This window comes from Microbispora sp. ATCC PTA-5024 (assembly GCF_000511135.2).
GTDB lineage: Bacteria > Actinomycetota > Actinomycetes > Streptosporangiales > Streptosporangiaceae > Microbispora > Microbispora corallina.
Map to the genome: position 1 here is coordinate 481,314 of NZ_KI866523.1, position 19,790 is coordinate 501,103.

Below are 19,790 nucleotides of genomic sequence, written 5' to 3' on the forward strand. Positions count from 1 at the left end.
GTCGCGCGGCGGCTGGATCCGGCACCACCTCAAGACGATGGAGGTGGTCTCCCTGCCGCTCGCGCTGACGCTCACCGCCGTGCAGGTCGGCAGCGAGGAGGTGGTCTTCCGCGGGCTGGTGCTGACCTGGCTGCGGGACGCGGGGCCCCTGCTCGCGATCGGGACCTCCTGCCTGCTCTTCACGGTCATGCAGATCTTCCTGATGTCCTCCTGGCGGGCCGCGATGTTCCCGGTCGTCGGCGCGGTCGTGATGGGCGTCACGCACAGCCTGCTGTTCTGGCACCACCCGGTGCTGGTCCCCCTCGTGGTGGCGCACGTCACCTTCTTCCTGTTCGCCGTGGCCTGAGGCCGCGCGCGAGAAAGGACCGCACGATGTTCCACGGCCTGTCCCTGCTGCCCGACTGCGCGCCCGCGACCAAGGCGCCCGACGACTACTTCCGCGACGTGCTGCTGCTCAGCCGCCTCGCCGACCAGGGCGGCATGAGCCACGTGAAGATGACCGAGCACTACCTGGGCGCGTACGGCGGCTACTGCCCGAGCCCGCTCGCGTTCCTGTCGGCCGTGGCCGCCGCGACCACCCGGATCCGGCTCATGACCGGATGCGTGCTGCCGGTCTTCCACCACCCGGTCCGGCTCGCGTCCGAGGCGGCGATGGTCGACGCCATCAGCGGGGGCCGGCTCGACGTCGGCTTCGCCCGCGCGTACCTGCCGCAGGAGTTCGAGACCTTCCAGGTGCCGATGGACGGCAGCCGGGAGCGCTTCACCGCGACCGTGGACACCGTGCTGCGGCTGTGGACCGAGGAGCACGTCGAGGCGGACACGCCGTTCTTCCGGTTCCGCGACGTCACGATCCTGCCCCGGCCCGTGCAGCGCCCGCATCCGCCGGTGTGGGTCGCGGCGGTCCGGTCGCGGTCGAGCTTCGCGTGGATCGGCGAGCGCGGCTTCAACCTGCTCGTCACCCCCGCGCTCACCCCGCTCGCCGAGATGAGCGACCACATCGCCGTCTACCGGGAGGCGTACGCCGAGGCGGGACACGAGCGCCCGCCCCAGGTGGTGGCCAGCCTGCCGCTGTACGTCGGGGACAGCGACGAGGAGGCGCGGACCACGGCCGACCCGCTGCTGCGCGCCTACCTCGACGTGTGGGCGTCCGCGACCGAGTCGTGGCTCTCGGCGACCTCCGACGACTACCGGGGGTACACCGGCATGAGCCGCGCCATCCGCGCGCTCGACCCGGAGTCGTTCCGGACCATGGGCAGCGCCGTCGTCGGCGCCCCCGCGACAGTGGTCGACCGCGTCCAGGACATCGCCGAGGTGCTGGGCGTCGACGGGTTCCTGTGGCAGATGGACTTCGGCGCCGTCCCCGGCCCGGTGGCCGTGGCGAGCCTCGAACGGTTCCTGGACAAGGTCCTCCCGGCCCTGCGGGGAGTGTGACGACCATGAGGACCATCACTCGCGGCCTGGCGGCGCTCGTCTGCGGCCTCGCGTTCCTGCTCGCCGCCGGCCTGCCCGCGCCGGCCGCCGCCGCGACGGGGGGCTGCCGCCTCGTCGCCGTCCCGGTGACCCTGGCCGGGCAGAAGGTGACGCTCCGGGGGACTTTGTGCCGCCCGTCGGGGGCGGAGCCGGCCGCCCTCCAGCTCCTGCTCGCGGGCGCCACCTTCGACCAGACGTACTGGCTCACCCCGGGCGACGCGCACGCCAAGCCGTACGTGACCTACATGACGGACGCCGGGTACGCCGTCCTCGCCCTCGACCGGCCGGGCAGCGGGCTGAGCGACCGCCCGCCCGCCGCGGACGCCGACCTCGGCTCGGAGGTCGACGCGGTGCACCAGGTCGTCGGACTGCTGCGGGCGGGCCGGGTGGACGGCCACGCCTACCTCCGGCTGATCGGCGTGGGGCACTCGTTCGGCTCCAGCGTCCTGGTGACGGACGCGGCCCGCAACGGCGACCTGGACGCGGTCGTGGCCACGGGCTTCGTCCACTCCGTGGGGCCGAAGCTGGACGAGCTCAACCAGGACATCGTCCCGGCCGCCGGCGACCCGGTCCTCGGCCTGACGCGGCCGCCGGCCGGGTACCTCACCACGAAGCCGGGGACGCGGGCCGGGCTGTTCCTCGACGCGGCCGACGCGTCACCGGCGATGCCGGCGGTCATCGAGCTCACCAAGGCGACGATGACGAGCGGCGAGCAGGCGACGCTCGCCGAGGCGGGCGACCCGGCCGTCTCCGGCGCCGTGCACGTGCCGGTGTTCGTGGCCGTCGGCCAGCACGACGACCTGTTCTGCAACGGGCCCTATCTCCAGTGCACCGACGCGGCGGCCGTCAAGACGTGGGAGAGCTGGTTCTACCCCGCCGAGGCCCGGCTGGAGACCTACGTGCTCGCCGGAGCCGGGCACGCGCTCAACCTCCACCGCAACGCCGCCGACCTGTTCGCCGCCGTACGCGCGTGGCTGGGCGGCCTGTCCCACTGACCACCGGGCCCGCCCGCCGTCGGGGACGGCGGCGGGCTCACCGCCGTCAGGGACGGCGGCAGGCCACCATGGCGGTGCGGCCCTGCGGGCCGCCGTACCAGAACCTCCAGCCCAGGTCGTACACCTGGACGTCGGCCGCCCCGCACTCGCCGAGCACCTCGGCGTAGCGGCGGCTGTGCCGGAAGTCCGCCAGCCGCAGCACGCCGCCGGGCCGCAGCACGCGGAACGCCTCCCGCACCGCGGCGGCCCGGCCCTCGTCGTCGGGGATGTTGTGGACGGCGAGGCTGGAGACGACGAGGTCGAAGGAGGCGTCGTCGAACGGCAGGTCGCGCATGTCGCCGGTGACCAGCTCGACGCGGTCGGCCACGCCCTCGGCGCGGGCGTTGGCCATGGCCGCGTCCATGCTGTTGCCGGACTGGTCCCTGGTCCACAGGTCGACGCCGGTGGCCCGGCCCGCGGGGAGCCTCCTGGCGGCCTTGAACAGGACGAGGCCGCGCCCGCAGCCCAGGTCGAGGGCGTGTTCGTCCCCCTTCAGGCCGAGCCGGTCGAGCTCCTCGTCCCAGACCTGGAACTTCCCCCGGAGCGTGGTGTTGGCGAACAGCGCCGCTCCGGCGAGCAGGATGACCGCGCCCACGAGGAACACAACCGCGGGGATCGGCCAGCCGATCCCGAAGAGCACGGCGGTGAGGACGAGTTCGGCGATGCCGCCCAGCGTCAGCCCCACGAGAACACCCGGAGCGTCCACACCGTAGTTCGCACGCGGATTCACCACCGTTAGTTCTTACATCTGACATACCAGTCATGTACAGGGGTTTCCCACGGAGTGATCGATCCGGTCGATCCCGGCCCCGCGACGACTCAGAAGGCGTCGAAACTTTTCGGACGAGAACTTTTCATGTTTCTCTACCGACTCTCTTCCGGGTTGCCTATCCTTCCGAATAGAGGGGTTCGGGGACGCTTCAAAACCATCTAAAACGGGACGAGCTGGCATTTCGACATCACCCGTGGAGTGAACCATGCGGTCGAAACTTTTCGGTGACGTGTCGTGACAACTGGCGACCGCCGGCTCACCCTCCCCGACCTGCTCGCGCGCCGCGCACAGGAGCAGCCCGAGCGTCCCGCGCTCGTGGTGGCCGGCGTGGGCGAGCTCACCTTCAGCGAGTGGGACAGGCGGGCCAACGCGGTCGCGCATTCCCTGATCGCGCGGGAGGTCACGCCCGGAAGCCGCGTCGGGCTGCTGTTCGGCGAGCGGGACTGGATCGACGCGGCCGTCTCGTGGTGCGGGACGATGCGGGCCGGCTGCGTGGCCGTGCCGCTGTCCGACCGGCTGGCCCCGGCCGAGGTCCGGCACGCGCTGCTGGACTGCTCCGTGACCGCCGTCCTGCACGGCGCCGACGCGGACGTCCCCGAGGCGGGCGAGTGGCACGCGACGCCCGCCGCGCTCGACGGGGGCGACGTCGATCCCGTACGGCGGGCCGTCGAGCCCGACCGGCTGGCGCAGATCATCTACACCTCCGGCACGACGGGCAGGGCGAAGGGGGTCGGCGCCACCCACGCCAACCTGGCTTACGGTCTGTCGGCCGCGCCGCGGCGCCGCAAGCTCGCGCACTCGCGGCATTTCCTGCACGCGTTCCCCATCGGCAGCAACGCCGGCCAGACCATGCTCGTCAACGCCCTGGACGCCCATCCGGCCGCGCTGACCCTGCCGCTCTTCACCCCCTCGCGCTTCGCCCGGCTCGTCGAGTCGTACGGGGTCGGGACGATCTTCCTGGTGCCCGCGATGGCGATCGAGCTCCTGGGCGCCCGGGTGCACGAGCGGTACGACCTGTCGAGCGTCCGGCTCCTCGGCTCCACCGCCGCCAGCCTGCCCCCGGCCGTGGCCGCGGGAATGGCCGAGGCGTTCCCCAAGGCGACGATCGTCAACTACTACACCTCGACAGAGGCGGCCCCGGCGCAGACCGTGATGATCGTCGACCCGGCCCGGCGCGCCTCGGTGGGGCGTCCGTCCGGCGGCTCCGACCTGCGGATCCTCACCGCGGACGGCTCGCCGGCCGCGCCCGGCGAGCAGGGGGAGGTCTGGCTGCGCTGCCCGGCCGGGACGCGCGCCTACTACCGCGACCGGCGGCTGACCGACGACGTCTTCCGCGACGGCTGGGTGCGCATGGGGGACATCGGCTACCTCGACCGGGACGGCTACCTGTACCTGGTCGACCGGGAGAGCGACGTCATCAAGTCGGGCGCGCACAAGGTCTCCACGCTCCAGGTGGAGGCCGCCCTGTACGAGCACCCGGCCGTGGCCGAGGCCGCGGTGGTCGGCCTCCCCCATCCGGTGCTCGGCCGGGTGACCGGCGCCGCGGTCGTCACCCGGCACCCGGTCACCGCCGCGGACCTGCGGACGTTCCTGCTGGACCGGCTCGCCCGGCACGAGATGCCGAGCCGGCTGCTGTTCCTCCCCGAACTGCCGAAGAACCACCTCGGGAAGGTGGTGAAGCCGCGGCTGCTCGACCTGCTCGCGGCCTCCGACGCACCCCCGGGCTCGACGTGAGACCCCCGGCGACCTCAGCGGCCGGCGGGACCGAACAGAAAGAGGGGGACATGACGCACCGCCAGGACGGCGTTCCGGCCTCGTTCGCCCAGCAGGGCATGTGGATGGCCGAGCGCATGGGCGCGGGGACGGCCTATCACATGCCGCTCGCCCTCCGGTTCGACGGCGACCTCGACGTGAGCGCTCTGCTCGCCGCGTGCGGGGACGTCGTCGCGCGGCACCCGGTGCTCGCCACCACGGTCGAGGAGACCGGCGACGGGCTCCGCCTGGTCCCGGCCGCCGAGCCGTCCGTGACCCTCGCCGACCCCGCCGACCCCTCCCCCGAGGCGATCGACCGGCTGGTGCGCGAGGAGTCGGCCCGGGGCTTCGACCTGGAGAAGGGCCCACTTGCCCGCTTCACGCTCGTGCGCACGGGAGCCGAGCGGCACCTGCTGCTGGTCGTCGCGCACCACCTCGTCTTCGACGGCATGTCGAAGGACATCCTGGTCCGCGACCTGGCGCGCTACTACGAGGCGCGGACCGGCGGCCGGCCACCCGAGCCGGTGACGCCGCTGTCGTTCGCCGAGGCGGCCGCCGCCGAGCACGAGCGGGTGGCGGAGGCGCTGCCCGCTGCCCGCGCGTTCTGGTCCGCGGCCGAGCCCGGCGAGACCGTGCTCCCCGGCCTGCGCCGCACCGCCCGGCGGTACGGCCCCGGCGAGGAGGCCGGCGCCGATGGCGAGCTGGGCCGGGACGCCGCCGAGGTCGCCCGGGCGGCCGGCGCGACGACCTTCGAGGCGCTGCTCGCCGCCGTCCACGCGCTGCTGTTCCGGTACGGCGCCGAGCGGCCGGTGGTGGCGATCGACGTCACCACGCGCGGCCCCGAGACGCGGGACCACATCGGGCCGTTCGTGAACGAGCTGCCCGTGTCGTCGCGCCCCGCGGCCGGGCAGCCGTTCCGCGATCTCGTCGAGGCGATCCGGGGCGACCTGCGCGAGCTGTACCGGTTCCGGGAGGTGCCGCCCGCCCGCGCCCTCGGCCTGCCCGCCGGGGCCCCGCCGCCGGTGTCGATCAGCTACCGCAGACGGGAGGCCCTGCCCGTCATCCCCGGCCTGGACCTGTCCGCCGACCTCATGATGTTCGGCGGGGGCGTCCGCAACCCATTGCACATCCAGGCCGTCGACGGACCGGACGGGCTCGCCGTGGTCCAGCGGTACGACCCGGCGGCCCTCGACCGCGACGCGGCCGTCCGGTTCGCCGACGCCCTGCGGACGCTGCTGCGTCACGCCGCCGCCGATCCCGGCGTCCCGCTGGGCGCCCTCGACGTGCTGCCTGAGGCGGAACGGCGGCGGCTGCTCGTCGAGTGGAACGCCACCGCGGCCGGCCACCCGGCCGAGGCGACGCTGCCGGCGATGGTCGCCGAGCAGGTGCGCGCCCGGCCGGACGCGGTCGCCGTCACGTACGACGGCCGCTCGCTCACGTACGCCGGCCTCGACGCCGCCGCGGACCGGCTCGCCGCGCGGCTGCGGGAGGCCGGCGTCGGGCGCGGCGACCTGGTCGCCTTGCACGTGTCCCGGTCCGCCGCGCTGCCGGTCTGCCTGCTCGCCGTGCACCGGGCCGGTGCCGCGTACCTGCCGCTCGACCCCCGGCATCCGGCCGAACGGCTCGCGATGATCGTGGACGACGCCCGGCCGCGGCTGCTGCTGTCGGCGGAGGCCCCGCCCGGCGGCCTGCGGGTCCCGGTGCTCCTGGTGGACGAGGAGCCGCTCCCGGCCGGCGACGCTCCCGGCCCCGCCGCCGAGCCGGTGACCGTGGAGCCCGGCGAGGTCGCGTACGTCATCTACACCTCCGGCTCGACCGGCCGGCCGAAGGGCGTCGAGGTCGAGCACCGCAACCTGGCGAACCTGCTGCTCGCGATGCGCGACCGGCTGGAGTCGGGGAGCGACGACGTGTGGCTCGCGCTCACCTCCCCGGCGTTCGACATCTCCGCCCTGGAGCTCTACCTGCCGCTGGTCACGGGCGGCCGGGTCGTCGTCGCCCCCGACGGCGCCGTACGGCGGCCGGAGGCGTTGGCCCGCCTCGTCGCCGACGAAGGCGTGACCCATGTCCAGGCCACCCCGTCGGTGTGGCGGCTGCTGCTTCCCGGAGGCATCGGCGGGGTGACCGCGCTGACGGGCGGCGAGGCGCTGCCGCCCCGGCTCGCGGCCGAGCTGCGGGAGCGCTGTGACCGCGTGGTCAACGTGTACGGCCCGACCGAGACGACGATCTGGAGCACCTTCGGCGACGTGGGCGAGCCGGTCACGATCGGGCGGCCCATCGACAACACGCAGATCTACCTGCTCGACGAGGCGATGCGCCCGGTGCCCCTGGGCGTCGCGGGCGAGCTGTGCATCGGCGGCGCCGGGGTGGCCCGCGGCTACCTGGGCCGGCCCGGCCTGACGGCGGACCGGTTCGCGCCCGACCCGTACGGCCCGCCCGGCTCGCGCCTGTACCGCACCGGCGACCTCGCCCGCTACCGTCCGGACGGCGAGATCGAGTTCCTCGGCCGCCGGGACGGCCAGGTCAAGCTGCTCGGCCACCGGATCGAGCTGGGCGAGATCGAGGCCCGCCTGCTCGACCATCCGGACGTGCGCGCGTGCGCGGTGGCCGTCGCCGGCGATCCGGGCGACGAGCGCCTCGTCGCGTACGTCGTCCCGTCGGCCGGAGCGGCCGTCGACGCGGGCGCGCTGACCGCCCACCTGTCGAGGACCCTGCCGCCCGCGATGCTGCCCGGGGCGTACGTCCCGCTGGACGCCCTCCCGCTCAACCCGGTGGGCAAGCTCGACCGGGCGGCGCTGCCGGCGCCGTCCGGCGCGGTGGCGTCCCCGGGCGACCTGCGGCCGGAACCGGCCCGCGCCGCGCCGGACGACGTGGCCGAGGAGGTCCGGCGCATCTGGCGCGAGGTCCTCGACCTGGCCGACGACCACGAGATCGACCTCGACGACGACCTGTTCGACCTGGGCGGCCACTCGCTCACCATCACGCAGATCACGGCGCGGATCAGGGAGAGCATCGGGGTCGACGTGTCGCTCGACGTCTTCTTCGAGGACCCGACGGTCAGCGGGGTCGTCGAGGAGATCGGCCGCCTGCGGGAGGAGTCGGACGAGACGGGCGGCCCGGGCGACCAGGACGCGGCGATACGGCCGCGCCCGGCGGGGACGGCCCCGCCGCTGTCGTCCGCCCAGGAGCGCCTGTGGTTCCTCCAGCGGTTCGACCCGGACGACGCCTCGTACACCATGTACTTCGTGCTGCGGCTGCGCGGCCCGCTGGACGCCGGCGCGCTCCAGGCCGCGCTCGACGCGGTGGTGGCGCGGCACGAGAGTCTGCGCACGTCGTTCCCCGACGTGGACGGCGCGCCGGTGGCCGTCGTCCACCCGCCCGGGTCCGTCGCGGTCGAGCGCGTCGACCTCAGCGGCTCACCCGACCCGCGCGAGGCGGCCAGGCTCCTGGTGGCCGGGCGCACGAACGCGCCGTTCGACCTGGCGGCGGCGCCGCCGCTGCGGGTCGCCCTGCTCACGCTCGGCGCCGCGGAGCACGTGCTGTGCTTCACGCTGCACCACATCATCGCCGACGGGTGGTCGCTCGGCATCCTGTTCGACGACCTGTTCGCCCTCTACCTGGCCCGGGTCGAGGGCCGCGAGCCGGGTCTGCGCCCGCTGCCCGTGCAGTACGGCGACATCGCCCTGTGGCAGCGCGAGCGGGAGTCGGGCGAGGCCGCCGAGGAGTCGCTGGACTACTGGCGGCGCCGCCTCGCCGACCCGCCCCGGCTGGAGCTGCCGGTGGACGGGCCGGGAGAGGGGCGGTCCGAGGGCGCCTTCCACATGTTCCGGATCCCGGAGGAGGTCGCCGGCCGTCTGGAGCGGCTGGCCCAGGAGCGCGGCGCGTCCCTGTTCATGGTGCTCGTCGCCGCGTACCAGGTGCTGCTGGCCCGGCACAGCGGGCAGACCGACATCCTGGTCGGCACCCCCTGGGCGACCCGGGAACGGGTGGAGCTGGAACCGGTGATCGGGTACCTCACCGACACCCTGGTGCTGCGCGGCGACCTCGCCGGCGACCCGGCGTTCGGGGACCTGCTCGACGCGACCCGCCGCACCGTGCTCGACGCGCACGCCCACCGCGCCATCCCGTTCGAGCGGCTCATCGGCGAGCTGGGCCTGCCCCGCGACATCCACCACAACCCGCTGCTGTCGACCATGGTGATCCTGCACAGCCAGGCGGGCGACGGCACGGTGCCCGAGCGGGTGGGCGACCTCGCCGTGGACCTGTTCGACGGGGGATACCGGCAGACCAAGTTCGACCTCGCTCTGGAGACCTGGCGCGACGACCAGGGGCTGCTCGCCGCCCTCGGCTACGACGTCACCCTGTTCCACGCGGCCACGGTCGAGCGCATGGCGGAGCGGCTGTGCGCGCTGCTGCGGGGCGTCGCCGAGGCGCCCGGAACGCCGATCTCCCGCCTGCCGATGCTGACCGCGGCCGACGAGTCGGCGCTCGCGCCCCTGACGGACGGCCGGCCCGGCGACGCGGAGACCGTGCCGGCGCTGGTCGCCCGGGCAGCGGCCGGCCACTCCGGGGCCACGGCGCTCGTGTGCGGCGCCGAGCACGTGACGTACGAGGAGCTCGACGCCCGGGTGTCGCGGCTCGCGGCGGCGCTGCGGCGGCGCGGAGTCGCCCCGGGGCGGGTGGCCGGGGTGTGCCTGGGCCGGTCGGCCGACGCCGTCGCGGCCCTGCTGGCCGTGTGGCGGGCGGGCGGGGCGTACCTGCCGCTCGATCCCGAGTACCCCGACGAACGGCTCGCCTTCCTGCTGGCCGACAGCGGCGCGCACGTGGTGGTGACCGAATCCGGGCTCGCCCGCCGGCTGCCGCCCGGGGTCCAGGCGCTCCTCGTCGACGACCTGGACGAGCCCGACGACTCCGATGACTCCGACGGCCCCGACGGCCCCTGGCCCGAGGTCGCGCCCGGCGACCCGGCGTACGTCATCTACACGTCGGGCTCGACGGGCCGCCCGAAGGGCGTGCTGGTGGAGCACGGCGCGCTCGCCGGCCGGGTGCGCTGGATGCGGGAGGCGTACGGCGTCAGCCCCGACGACCTGGTCGTGCAGTTCGCGTCGCTGAGCTTCGACGCGCACGCCGAGGAGCTGTACCCGGCGCTGGCGGCCGGGGCGGCCGTGCTGCTGCTGCCCGACGGCGCCGCCGCCCTGCCCGACGCGCTGCGCACGCCCGACGGCCGGCGGGTCACCGTGCTCGACCTGCCGACCGCGTACTGGCACCGGCTCACCGAGTCCCTCGACGACGTGGCCTGGCCGGACGCGCTGCGGCTGGTGATCCTCGGCGGCGAGCAGGCGCAGGCCGCGGCCGTGGCCCGGTGGCGTGCCCGGTTCGGCGACCGGGTGCGGCTGGTCAACACCTACGGGCCGACGGAGGCGACGGTCATCGCCACGGCCGCGGACCTCGGCGCGGCGGACGCCGGGCGCCGGCCGCCCATCGGACGGCCCCTCGGCGGTGCGACCGCGCACGTCCTCGGCCCGTACGGCGAGCGGGTGCCCCCGGGCGTCCCCGGCGAGCTGTGCCTCGGCGGGGCCGGCCTCGCCCGGGGCTACCTCGGCCGTCCGGCCCTGACGGCGGACCGGTTCGTCCCCGACCCGTACGGCCCGCCTGGCTCACGCCTGTACCGCACCGGCGACCGGGTGCGCCTGCGCCCGGACGGGAACCTGGAGTTCCTGGGCCGCCTGGACGGCCAGGTGAAGGTGCGCGGCTTCCGGGTCGAGCCGGGCGAGGTGGAGGCGGCGCTGCTCACGCACCCCGGCGTCCGGCAGGCGGCCGTGACCGCGGCGGGCGAACGGCTCGTGGCGTACGTCGTGGGCCCGGCCTCCCCCGGCGACCTGCGCGCCCACCTGGCGGCGACGCTGCCGCCGCACCTGGTGCCGTCGGGCTGGGTGACGCTGGACGCGCTGCCGCTCACGGTGACCGGCAAGGTGGACCTGGCGGCGCTGCCCGAGCCGGAGCCGGAGCCGGCCGCGCGGTTCGTGCCGCCGCGCACCGACGCCGAGGCGCTCGTGGCCGGGGTGTGGGCGGAGGTGCTCGGCCTGGACCCCGCGGGCGTTGGCGCGCTGGACGACTTCTTCGCCCTCGGCGGCCACTCGCTCATCGCCACGAGGGTGGTGGCCCTGCTGCGCGCCACCCTCGAGGTGGAGGTGCCGATCCGTACCGTGTTCGACCGGCCGACCGTGGCGGAGTTGGCCGCGGCGGTCGAGGCCCTGCTCGTCGAGGAGCTGTCCGGCCTCTCCGACGAGGAGGCGGCCCGCCTGCTGGAGACCGAGGTGTCCCCGTGACCCGGCGCCCCCGAACGACAGAGACGACGGAGACATGAGATGACCGACTTCCCGCGACACCAGGTGGTCGTGAACGACGAGGAGCAGTACTCGCTGTGGCCGCTCGACCGGCGGCCCCCCGACGGCTGGCGGACCGAGGGCTTCACCGGCAGCCGGGAGGAGTGCCTGAGCCACATCGACGAGGTGTGGCGGGACATGCGGCCGCGCAGCGCGCGCGAGACCGACGGCCCGCGATGACGGCGGGCGGGGGCGCGTCCGCGACCGTGGCGTTCACCGGGGCGCGGGCCGGCGAGGCGCCGCTGACCTGGGGACAGCGCCTGATGTGGCGGGCCGTCCACCTGATGGGGGACAGCCAGTCGTTCCTGAACTGCCCGTGGGTGCTGCCGGTGCACGGCAGGCCCGACCTCGGCGCGGTGCTCGACGCCCTGCGGCTGCTGCTCGAACGCCACGAGAGCCTGCGCACCACGTTCCACGACACGCCCGGGGGGCCGGTGCAGAGGGTGGCGCGCGACGGCACACTGGTCGTGGACCTGGTCGACGCCGGGCGGGAGCGGGCACTGCAGGTGGCGGAGCGGCTGGCCGGCGAGATGAGCGGCACGGTCTTCGCGCACGGGACGGACCTGCCGCTGCGGTGCGCCGTGGTGACCCGAAACGGCCGCCCGAAGGCGCTGGCGTTCACCTTCTCTCACCTGGCCGTGGACTTCCAGGCGCTGAGCCTGCTGTCGGCGGAGTGGCGGGGGCTCCTCAGGGGCGAGCACCCGCCACCGGTCGAATGGCAGCCGATGGACCAGGCGGGCCTGGAGCGCGAGGAGGCGTCCCAGGCCCGCTCGGCCCGGTCCATCCGCTACTGGCGGTCGGTGCTGGAGGAGGTGCCGCTGGACGTGTTCGACCACGCCCCCCGGGAACCGGACGACCCGCGGTTCATCGAGGTCGGCATGGAGTCGGTCGCGCTGGCCGCCGCGGCGGAGCGGCTCGCCGAGCGGTGGACCGTCAGCACGACCAGCGTGATGCTGGCGGCCTGCGCCACCGTCCTCGCCGTCGTGAGCGGCCGCGACCGCGCCGTCATGCAGCTCGTGCACAGCAACCGCCGCGACCCGCGCACCCGTGCGATGGTGGGGACGGTGGGACAGGACGGCCTGTTCGTGCTCGATCTCCCCCGCACCGGCTTCGACGCCGCCTGCCAGGCCGCGCACCGCGCCGCGCTCACGGCCTACCGCAACGCGCACTACGATCCGTTCGCCATGCAGGCCATGCGCGAGGAGATCGGCCGCCTGCGCGGGCGGGAGCCCGACCTCGACGCGTTCTTCAACGACCGGCGGGGCACCGGTGCCTGGCCGAGCCTGCCCCGCGTCGCCCGGGAGGATGACCCGGCTCGCCTCACGGGGAAGACCCGCACGTACGTGGTCGACGCCTGGCCGGGGGTGCGGTTCAAGGCGTTCTTCACCCTGGGCACCGCGCCCGACACGGCCCAGCTGAGTCTCATCGTCGACACCGCCTACCTGCCGCAGGACACCGCCAGGGCGATGCTGCTCGGCGTGGAGGCGCTGCTGGTGCGCACCGTCGCCGGCGACGTCCCCATGGCCGAGGTCCCGCGGGTCTGCGGCGTCACCGCGTACGGCCGCTAGCCGAACACGCGGCGGCAGGGGGCTCGCCCGCCTCGCGGCGTGTCTGACGGCGTTCCCCGACGCCGGGGCCGGGCCGCCGTAAACGCCGTCTCACCTGTGGCGGTAACGACACGGCCGGATACCGCGAGTGTCTATCAGGAGACGGTCCGGCGCCGGGCCGGCCGCGAGGGTGGGGAGGTGAGCCGGTGGCGAGCCTGCCTCCCGCCGTGCGCCGGCTCTGCCTCGTGGTGGACGTCGAGGGCTACAGCACGCGCGGGAACCCGCAGGCGGTCGAGATCCAGAACCGGCTCCTGTGGTCCATGTGGCACGCCTGCCGGGCGGCCGGCGTCGATCCCCGCCGCTGCGACCAGCAGGACCGCGGCGACGGCCAGCTGATCCTGCTGCCCCCGGCCATCGACGAGGCGTACGCCGTGCCGCGGCTGCTCCTCGCGACGCAGTCGGCGCTGCACCGGGTCAACCGCCGCCCCCAGGACGTGGGCCGCATGCGCCTGCGGGCCGCGCTGGCGCAGAGCCCGGTCCACAAGGCCGCGACCGGGTACGTCGGGGACGCCGTCATCCACGCGTGCCGGATGCTCGACTCGCCTGTGCTGCGCCACGCCCTGGCGAGCAGCCCCGAGGCCGACGTCGCGGCGCTGGTCGGCGACGACGTCTACCGGGGGCTCATCGCCCACGGCTACGCGGGGATGGATCCGCGCGGCTTCCGCAGGGTCGAGGTAAACGTCCCGGACAAGGGCTTCTCCACATCCGCCTACCTCTACCTCCCCCGCTCGCCGGCCGACCGGAGCCTGGTGCCGGCGTTCCACGGGGTGGAGCGGCTGAGCTCCCCCCTCGTCCGTGTCGCGCCGTGGGCGGCGCTCGGCATGACCGCGGGAGGCGCGCTCTTCGCCGCAGGTCACCTGATGGACGACCCGGAGGACGACGAGGTCCCCGAGGCCGACACGTTTCCCGGCGCGGCCCCCTGGTCCGGCTCGATGGCGGACCTCCCGGACGACGACGGGGCGTGGCCCGCCGCCGCCGCCGACGACGACCCGGCCCGCTGGGACCCCGAACACCAGGACGATCTCGGGCACCCGGGGCATCCCGGCGACGGCCACGCCGCGTTCTCCGACGAGGGGGACTGGGTGTGATCCGGATCCCGGACGACTGGCCGCCGTCCAGCCTCATGCACGCGCTCGACCGCGACGACCAGCTCGCCCTCGCCGCGCTCGGGACGGCCAGGGTCTTCCAGGACAAGGAGATCCTGATGCTGGAGGGCGCCGCAGGCGACGAGGTGTTCCTCGTCCTCGACGGCTTCGTCAAGGTCACCGCCTACCGGGACGGCGGCGGCGCGGACACCGTGCTCGCGATCCGGCCACGGGGTGAACTGGTCGGGGAGTTCGCCGTCCTCGACCGGCGTCCCCGCTCGGCCACCGTGACCGCCTGCGGATCGGTCGTGGCCGTACGGATCGGGCGGGACCGGTTCCTGGAGTTCCTGCGGGTCCGGCCGGAGACGGCCCTGGAGATCACCCGCAGCGTCGTCAGGAAACTGCGGTCGGCCACCAGCCGGCGGATCGACGAGCGCACCCGGGGCGCGAGCGCGAAGCTCGCCCGCGTCCTCCACGAGCTGGCGGTCGACTACGGGCAGGAGCACCCGGAGGGCGTGCGGATCGAGCTGACGCTCACGCAGGTCGAGCTCGGGGCCCTGGCGGGGGTGGCCGACTCCACCGCCGAGGCCGTCCTGTCGCGGTGGCGGCGCCGGGGCGTGATCAGCACCGGGTACCGGCGCGTCGTGGTGCGCGACCTGCCGGCGCTCGCGTCGCTGGGGGACCACGGTGACAATCCCTGAACGCGGGGAGTCCGGCGCGCCGGGCGCCCGCATGCTGGCCGGGTGACGGACGATGAGCCGGCGATCAGGCGCCTCTGCGTGGCCGCGGCGGGGTGCGCCCGCGGCGATCTCGACGCGATCCTGGCGGACCTGTGCCGGTCGGCCGGGCTGGAGCGGCTGCTGTGGAACGATCCCTCGGCTGAGCCGCGCGTCGGCGTCCTGCCTCCCGGGTTCGACGAGCCCCGCCTGGTCGGCGACATCATCACGCGAACCCTGGCCGCCGTACGGCGCAGGCGGCGGCGGGGCGGCGACGTCGCGGTCCGGCTCGCGCTGCACGAGGGGCTCACGGTGATGGCCGGCGGCCAGTTCGGCGGACCCGGCGTGAACGCCGTCCGGGCGCTGTGCGGCGTGGGCGCCTACCCCGTGCCGCTGGCCGTGGTGATCTCCGGACGGCTCTTCGACGACGTCGCCGCCCTCGGCGGGGACGAGCCGGCGCTGCGCCGGTTCCGGCCCGCGGGGCCGGGCTCCTGGCTCGCGCTCTTCGGAGAGGGGTGACCCGGTGACGCCTCTCCCCGGCCGCGCGTGTCCGGCATCCGCCCGCCCCGGGACCACCGGCAAGGAGAGAGCCCATGACCGGCGGCACGACCAAGGAGCGCAATGACCTCTGAGCCCATCCTCGCCGTGGACTTCGGGACGTCGTCCTCGTCGGCGGCCCTCGTCGCGGGCGGCGCGATCCTCCCGCTGAAGGAGCCGTCGTCCGGCTCGTGGTCGTGGCCGTCCTCGGTGTGCCTCGACGATGGCACGCTCCAGGTCGGGACGCCGGCGGAGCGGCGCAAGCGGGTGCGCCCCGAGCTGTACCGGGCGGAGTTCAAGCGCGACCTCGGCCAGGCGTCGCCCGTGGTGCTCGGCGACCGGTCGTACCCGCCCGAGGCACTGGTCGCGGCCGTCCTGTCCGCGCTGCGGGCGGAGGCCGAGCGGCTGCACGGCGGCCCGGTGCGGCGGGCCGTCCTCACCGTGCCCGCGAGCTACGGCCCGCACGACCCCCGGCGCGGCTCGATGCTGGAGGCGGCCTCGGCCGCCGGCTTCGCGATCGCCGAGCTCCTCCCCGAGCCGGTCGCGGCCGCCCTCGCCCCCGTAACCGGCCCGCCGTTCGCCCCCGGGGACGTCGTCCTCGTGTACGACTTCGGCGGCGGCACCTTCGACGCCGCGGTCATCAGGACGGTCGAGGGCGGCCACGAGGTGCTCGGCCACGCCGCGCTCGACGACGTCGGCGGCCGGGACGTCGACGCCCTCGTGTACGGCGAGGTGCGCGGCCGGCTCGGCCCCCGGCCGGACGGGGACCCGCGTCTGCGGGTGGAGCTGGCCGACTTCGCCCGGCAGCTGAAGCACCAGCTCTCGGACGCCGTCAGGGCCGAGGACGTGTTCGCGTGGGCCGGCGCCCACGTCGGGCTGGAGCGCGCCTGGCTGTCCGGCGAGGTGACGCCGCTGCTGGCCAGGACCGTGGCGTGCTGCGAGAGCCTGCTGGCCGGGTGCGGCCTGTCGGCTGACGCCGTGTCCGCGGTGGTGCTGGTGGGCGGGACCACCCGCATGCCCGTCGTGCCGCTCTACCTGACCCACGTGCTCGCCCGGCCGATCCGGCACGCGACCGACCCGGAGCTGGCCGTCGTGGAGGGAGCCGCGCGATGGGCGCTGACGTCGGGCGGCCGGGTGCTGAAGTCCGTCTCCCCGCCTCCGGGCACCGTGATGCTCTCGTGGGACGTCCCCGGCGGGGCGGCGACGCTGATTCGGTGGCTCGTCGACCCCGGCACGGCGTTCGAGGGGGGCTCGGTCGTCGGGCAGGTCCGGCTCGGCGACGGCGCGGTCTGGGACCTGGCGGCCGGCTCCTCCGGCACGCTCGTCCACCGCCACGTGAACCCCGGGGGCCTGGTCGTCGGCGGCGAACCGGCCCTCACGGCCACCACCGCCGGCCACGGCCCGGCCGCGACGCACCGGACGGTGGCCGTCCCGCCCGGCCTCCCCGAGGACCTGGCCCGGTCGGTCAACCATCCGGTGCCCGCCGTACGGGAGGGCGCGGTGGCCCGGCTGGCCGCGCTGGTCACGGGCGAGGACCGGACCCACGAGGCGGCCGCCCGGGCGGTGCTCGCGGCCATGGCGGACGACGACAGCCGCCGCGTGGCGACCGCGGCGACGCTCGTGCTGTCCCCGGCCTCCGTGGTCAGCCCCTACCTGCCCGCCGCCCTGGCGGAGCGGGTGACGCGGGCGCGGGCCACGCTGCGCCCCGGGTCGCCGCGCGCGCAGGGCCTCCCCCGGCCCGTCGCTCCTCCGGCCCCGGGCGTCTCCGTGTCCGGACGCTGGCTGACCGTGGTGAACGGCCTGCTGCTCGGGCTGGCCGCCGGCGTCCTCATTGGCCTGTTCTTTCTGCTGATCAGGGGTTCCGACGACGTGGACGGGACGCTGGGCCCGTTGACGCCCATCGGCGGGGCGATCGGGCTGGCCTATGGCGGGATCCGGGCGGTCAGGGGCGTCTCCGCGCGCGTGCGGCTGCCCGGCCCGGTGGTCACGGTGCTCAGGTCCGCGGTGCTCGGGCTGGCGGCCGGCGTCGTCCTCGGGTTCGTCGTCCGGGGGTTCTTCGGCCTTCCGGGGGTGGTCGTGATAGTGCTCGGGGCCCTGGCGGGCGTGGGCCACGGACTCATGAAGGCGGGCGGCCGGTAGCCGCCGGGAGGGAGACGGGACATGTGGGACGACGACCCCTGGGACGACGCGCTCGGCGACGCCCTCGACAGCGGCGTGAACGACGCCGTGGACGGCTTCTACGACGGCGTCCACGACGTCGCGCCCGACGACGAGCCGGGTGGACCCGAGGAGATCAGGTTCGGTCAGGTGCTCCCCCAGGAGGGGCTGAGCGAGGACGGCGACCCGGTCGCGTACTCGACCTCCTACGACGAGTACTACGACACGGTCACCAACGAAGAGGTCGAGCCCAAGTAGCGGGCCGAGCCGGAAGGCGGACATCCCCATGCGTGCTTTCGACGCGCTGCGCACCGAGATACTCGGCGTCTTCGCCGTGCTGACCCCCCTCGCCCGGGACACGGACGCGGCGGAGACCGCCAGGCGCCTGGCGGCGGCCGAGCGCCGGCTGCGCGACGGACGGCTCACGACCGTGGTCTGCGGCGAGTTCAAGCGCGGCAAGTCGCGCCTGCTCAACGCCCTCCTCGACGAGCCCGAACTGTTCCCGACCGACACGACGTACGCGACGAGCCTGGTCACGACCGTGACGTACGCGCCGCAGGAGAAGGTCACGGTCTCCGTCGACGACGGCGCGGGCGGCCTGTCCGTCATCCCGATCGGGCGCGACGAGATCCGGCGGTACGCCACCGAGAGCGGCAACCCGCGCAACGACAAGAAGGCCCGGCTGGTCGCCATCGAGACGCCGAACCCGAAGCTGTCGTCGGGCCTGACCCTGGTGGACACGCCGGGCGTCGGCGGCGTCTACGAGGAGCACACCGTCGTCACCGCGGGGTTCCTGCCCCAGGCGGACGCCCTCGTGTTCGTGGCCGACGTCACGCAGCCGCTCACCGACAGCGAGCTCGCCTTCCTGGCCCGCGCCGCCGAGCTGGCCAAGATCACCGACGATACCGACGCCCAGATCTTCGTGCTCACCAAGATCGACGCGGTGGGCGACTACCAGGCGATGCTGGCCAACACGACGGCCAAGGTGGCCCGCATCACCGGCCGGGAGGTGGAGGTCGTCCCGGTCTCCAGCCAGGCCAAGCTCGACTATCTCGACAGCGAGGACCCCGAGGACCTGGAGCTGAGCAACTTCGGCCGGCTGGAGGAGGTGCTGTGGGCGGCGCTGGCCCGGCGGCGGGCCCGGCTCGTCCTCGGCGACGCCCTCGCCACCCAGCGGACCGCGGCGGGGGCGCTGCTGCGGCCGGTCGAGACGGCGATCGAGGCGCTCAGGAAGAGCACCGAGGAGGAGCTGCGCGCGCTCAAGGACGACCTCGCCGCCAAGGACGCGCGCCTGCGGAAGCTGACCTCGAACACCGCCGCGTGGCGGCAGGACGCCCGCGCACTCCTGAACCGGCTCGGCCGCGAGCTGGTGCGCCGCGGCCAGGACGAGCTGGGCCAGGTCTGGCACCGGCTCGACACGAAGTACCTCTACGACGACGACTACCTCGACGAGCCCGAGCAGCTCGTGTCCCAGCTCATGGCCGACGTCACGGGGGTCGCCGGGGCGATCGGCCGGCTCGCCGAGCGCCGCGGCTCCGGCGTGGTGGCCGAGCTGTCCCGGTCGATCGGGATCGGCCTCGGCGTGCCGGCGGGCTACCGGCTGCCCCCGCCGCCCGTCCCCGACATCGAGGTGACGGGACGGCTCGGGGACGACGAACGGGCCGTCAGCGACTACCGGCAGGTCCGGGACGTCGTGCTGGGCTCCAGCACCGGCGAGCGGATCGGCGGCCTGATCGGCAGCGTCATCGGGGGCGTCGTCGGCACCGTCCTCGGTCCGGGCGCCGGGACGATCGCCGGGGCGGCCGGCGGGGGCTGGCTGGGCCGGATGGCCGGACGCCTGTTCGGGGCCAAGGCGGCCTACCGGGAAGCCGAGCGGATCAACCGCGTCCAGGACCGCAAGGCGCGGCGGCAGAGCATACGGACCGAGCTCATGCCGCTGCGGCAGACGCAGGAACGCTATCTCGCAGGAGCGGTCGAGGAGCTGACCGACCAGCTCACCCGGGCGGTGATCGCCGAGATGGACAGCCGGATCGCGCAGGAGAAGGAGAGCGTCACGGCGGCGACGCGGCGGCTCAAGGACGTGGAGCAGGACACCGTCAGGCAGTCGCGCGAGCGCCTGGCGGCGCTGGAGGCCGAGCGCCGCCCCCTCGACGGGGCGCTGGAGCGGATCGACCGCCTCACCGCCGAGGTCGCGGAGCTGGGCTCCCATCGCCGGTCGCCGGGCGCCGCGCAAGGCTCCGGGCCCGGGGCGGCGCACGACTGGGCGGACGGGTGAGC

Annotated in this window: 14 protein-coding genes; 13 read left to right on the top strand and 1 reads right to left on the bottom strand. The window is 75.0% G+C overall.

What is annotated here, in order from left to right; all coding sequences use genetic code 11:
* The 3 genes from MPTA5024_RS39610 to MPTA5024_RS14710 all read left to right on the top strand — a co-directional run.
* Nucleotides 1-346 (top strand): CPBP family glutamic-type intramembrane protease (locus MPTA5024_RS39610; RefSeq protein ID WP_157099476.1); only part of this gene is annotated, 346 nt, incomplete at its 5' end.
* A gap of 26 nt (nt 347-372) precedes the next feature.
* The gene (locus MPTA5024_RS14705; RefSeq protein ID WP_036324622.1) at nt 373-1,431 is read left to right on the top strand and encodes an LLM class flavin-dependent oxidoreductase; all 1,059 of its coding nucleotides are present in this window, start codon (nt 373-375) and stop codon (nt 1,429-1,431) included.
* 5 nt (nt 1,432-1,436) lie between these two features.
* The gene (locus MPTA5024_RS14710; RefSeq protein ID WP_157099477.1) at nt 1,437-2,465 is read left to right on the top strand and encodes an alpha/beta hydrolase; all 1,029 of its coding nucleotides are present in this window, start codon (nt 1,437-1,439) and stop codon (nt 2,463-2,465) included.
* A 46-nt stretch (nt 2,466-2,511) separates the two neighbouring features.
* Here MPTA5024_RS14710 and MPTA5024_RS14715 read toward each other — a convergent pair whose 3' ends face one another.
* The gene (locus MPTA5024_RS14715; RefSeq protein ID WP_036324623.1) at nt 2,512-3,237 is read right to left on the bottom strand and encodes a class I SAM-dependent methyltransferase; all 726 of its coding nucleotides are present in this window, start codon (nt 3,235-3,237) and stop codon (nt 2,512-2,514) included.
* Nucleotides 3,238-3,510: 273 nt separating this feature from the next.
* Here MPTA5024_RS14715 and MPTA5024_RS14720 point away from each other — a divergent pair, with 273 nt between their 5' ends.
* The 10 genes from MPTA5024_RS14720 to MPTA5024_RS14765 all read left to right on the top strand — a co-directional run bounded on the left by MPTA5024_RS14720 (nt 3,511) and on the right by MPTA5024_RS14765 (nt 19,788).
* The gene (locus MPTA5024_RS14720) at nt 3,511-5,010 is read left to right on the top strand and encodes a class I adenylate-forming enzyme family protein (RefSeq protein ID WP_036324624.1); all 1,500 of its coding nucleotides are present in this window, start codon (nt 3,511-3,513) and stop codon (nt 5,008-5,010) included.
* 50 nt (nt 5,011-5,060) lie between these two features.
* Nucleotides 5,061-11,354: a non-ribosomal peptide synthetase gene (locus MPTA5024_RS14725; RefSeq protein ID WP_036324625.1), complete on the top strand. Its 6,294-nt coding sequence runs from the start codon at nt 5,061-5,063 to the stop codon at nt 11,352-11,354.
* A 39-nt stretch (nt 11,355-11,393) separates the two neighbouring features.
* Entirely contained in the window at nt 11,394-11,591 is a 198-nt protein-coding gene (locus tag MPTA5024_RS14730) for an MbtH family protein (protein WP_036324626.1), read from the top strand.
* Nucleotides 11,588-12,979: a condensation domain-containing protein gene (locus MPTA5024_RS14735; RefSeq protein ID WP_036324627.1), complete on the top strand. Its 1,392-nt coding sequence runs from the start codon at nt 11,588-11,590 to the stop codon at nt 12,977-12,979. Before MPTA5024_RS14730 ends, MPTA5024_RS14735 begins: the two co-directional genes overlap by 4 nt.
* Before the next feature lie 185 nt (nt 12,980-13,164).
* The gene (locus MPTA5024_RS14740) at nt 13,165-14,106 is read left to right on the top strand and encodes a hypothetical protein (protein ID WP_051458186.1); all 942 of its coding nucleotides are present in this window, start codon (nt 13,165-13,167) and stop codon (nt 14,104-14,106) included.
* Nucleotides 14,103-14,804, top strand: a complete 702-nt coding sequence (locus MPTA5024_RS14745; RefSeq protein WP_051458187.1) for a Crp/Fnr family transcriptional regulator — start codon at nt 14,103-14,105, stop codon at nt 14,802-14,804. The genes MPTA5024_RS14740 and MPTA5024_RS14745 overlap by 4 nt, the downstream gene beginning before the upstream one ends.
* Nucleotides 14,805-14,846: 42 nt before the next feature.
* A complete protein-coding gene (locus tag MPTA5024_RS14750) occupies nt 14,847-15,338 on the top strand; it encodes a hypothetical protein (protein WP_036324628.1) in 492 nt (163 codons plus the stop codon).
* A gap of 102 nt (nt 15,339-15,440) precedes the next feature.
* On the top strand, nt 15,441-17,495 hold the full coding sequence (locus tag MPTA5024_RS14755) for an Hsp70 family protein (RefSeq protein WP_051458188.1): 2,055 nt from the start codon (nt 15,441-15,443) through the stop codon (nt 17,493-17,495).
* A 21-nt stretch (nt 17,496-17,516) separates the two neighbouring features.
* Nucleotides 17,517-17,771: a hypothetical protein gene (locus MPTA5024_RS14760; protein ID WP_036324629.1), complete on the top strand. Its 255-nt coding sequence runs from the start codon at nt 17,517-17,519 to the stop codon at nt 17,769-17,771.
* 28 nt (nt 17,772-17,799) lie between these two features.
* Entirely contained in the window at nt 17,800-19,788 is a 1,989-nt protein-coding gene (locus MPTA5024_RS14765) for a dynamin family protein (protein WP_036324630.1), read from the top strand.
* The last annotated feature ends 2 nt before the right edge of the window (nt 19,789-19,790 follow it).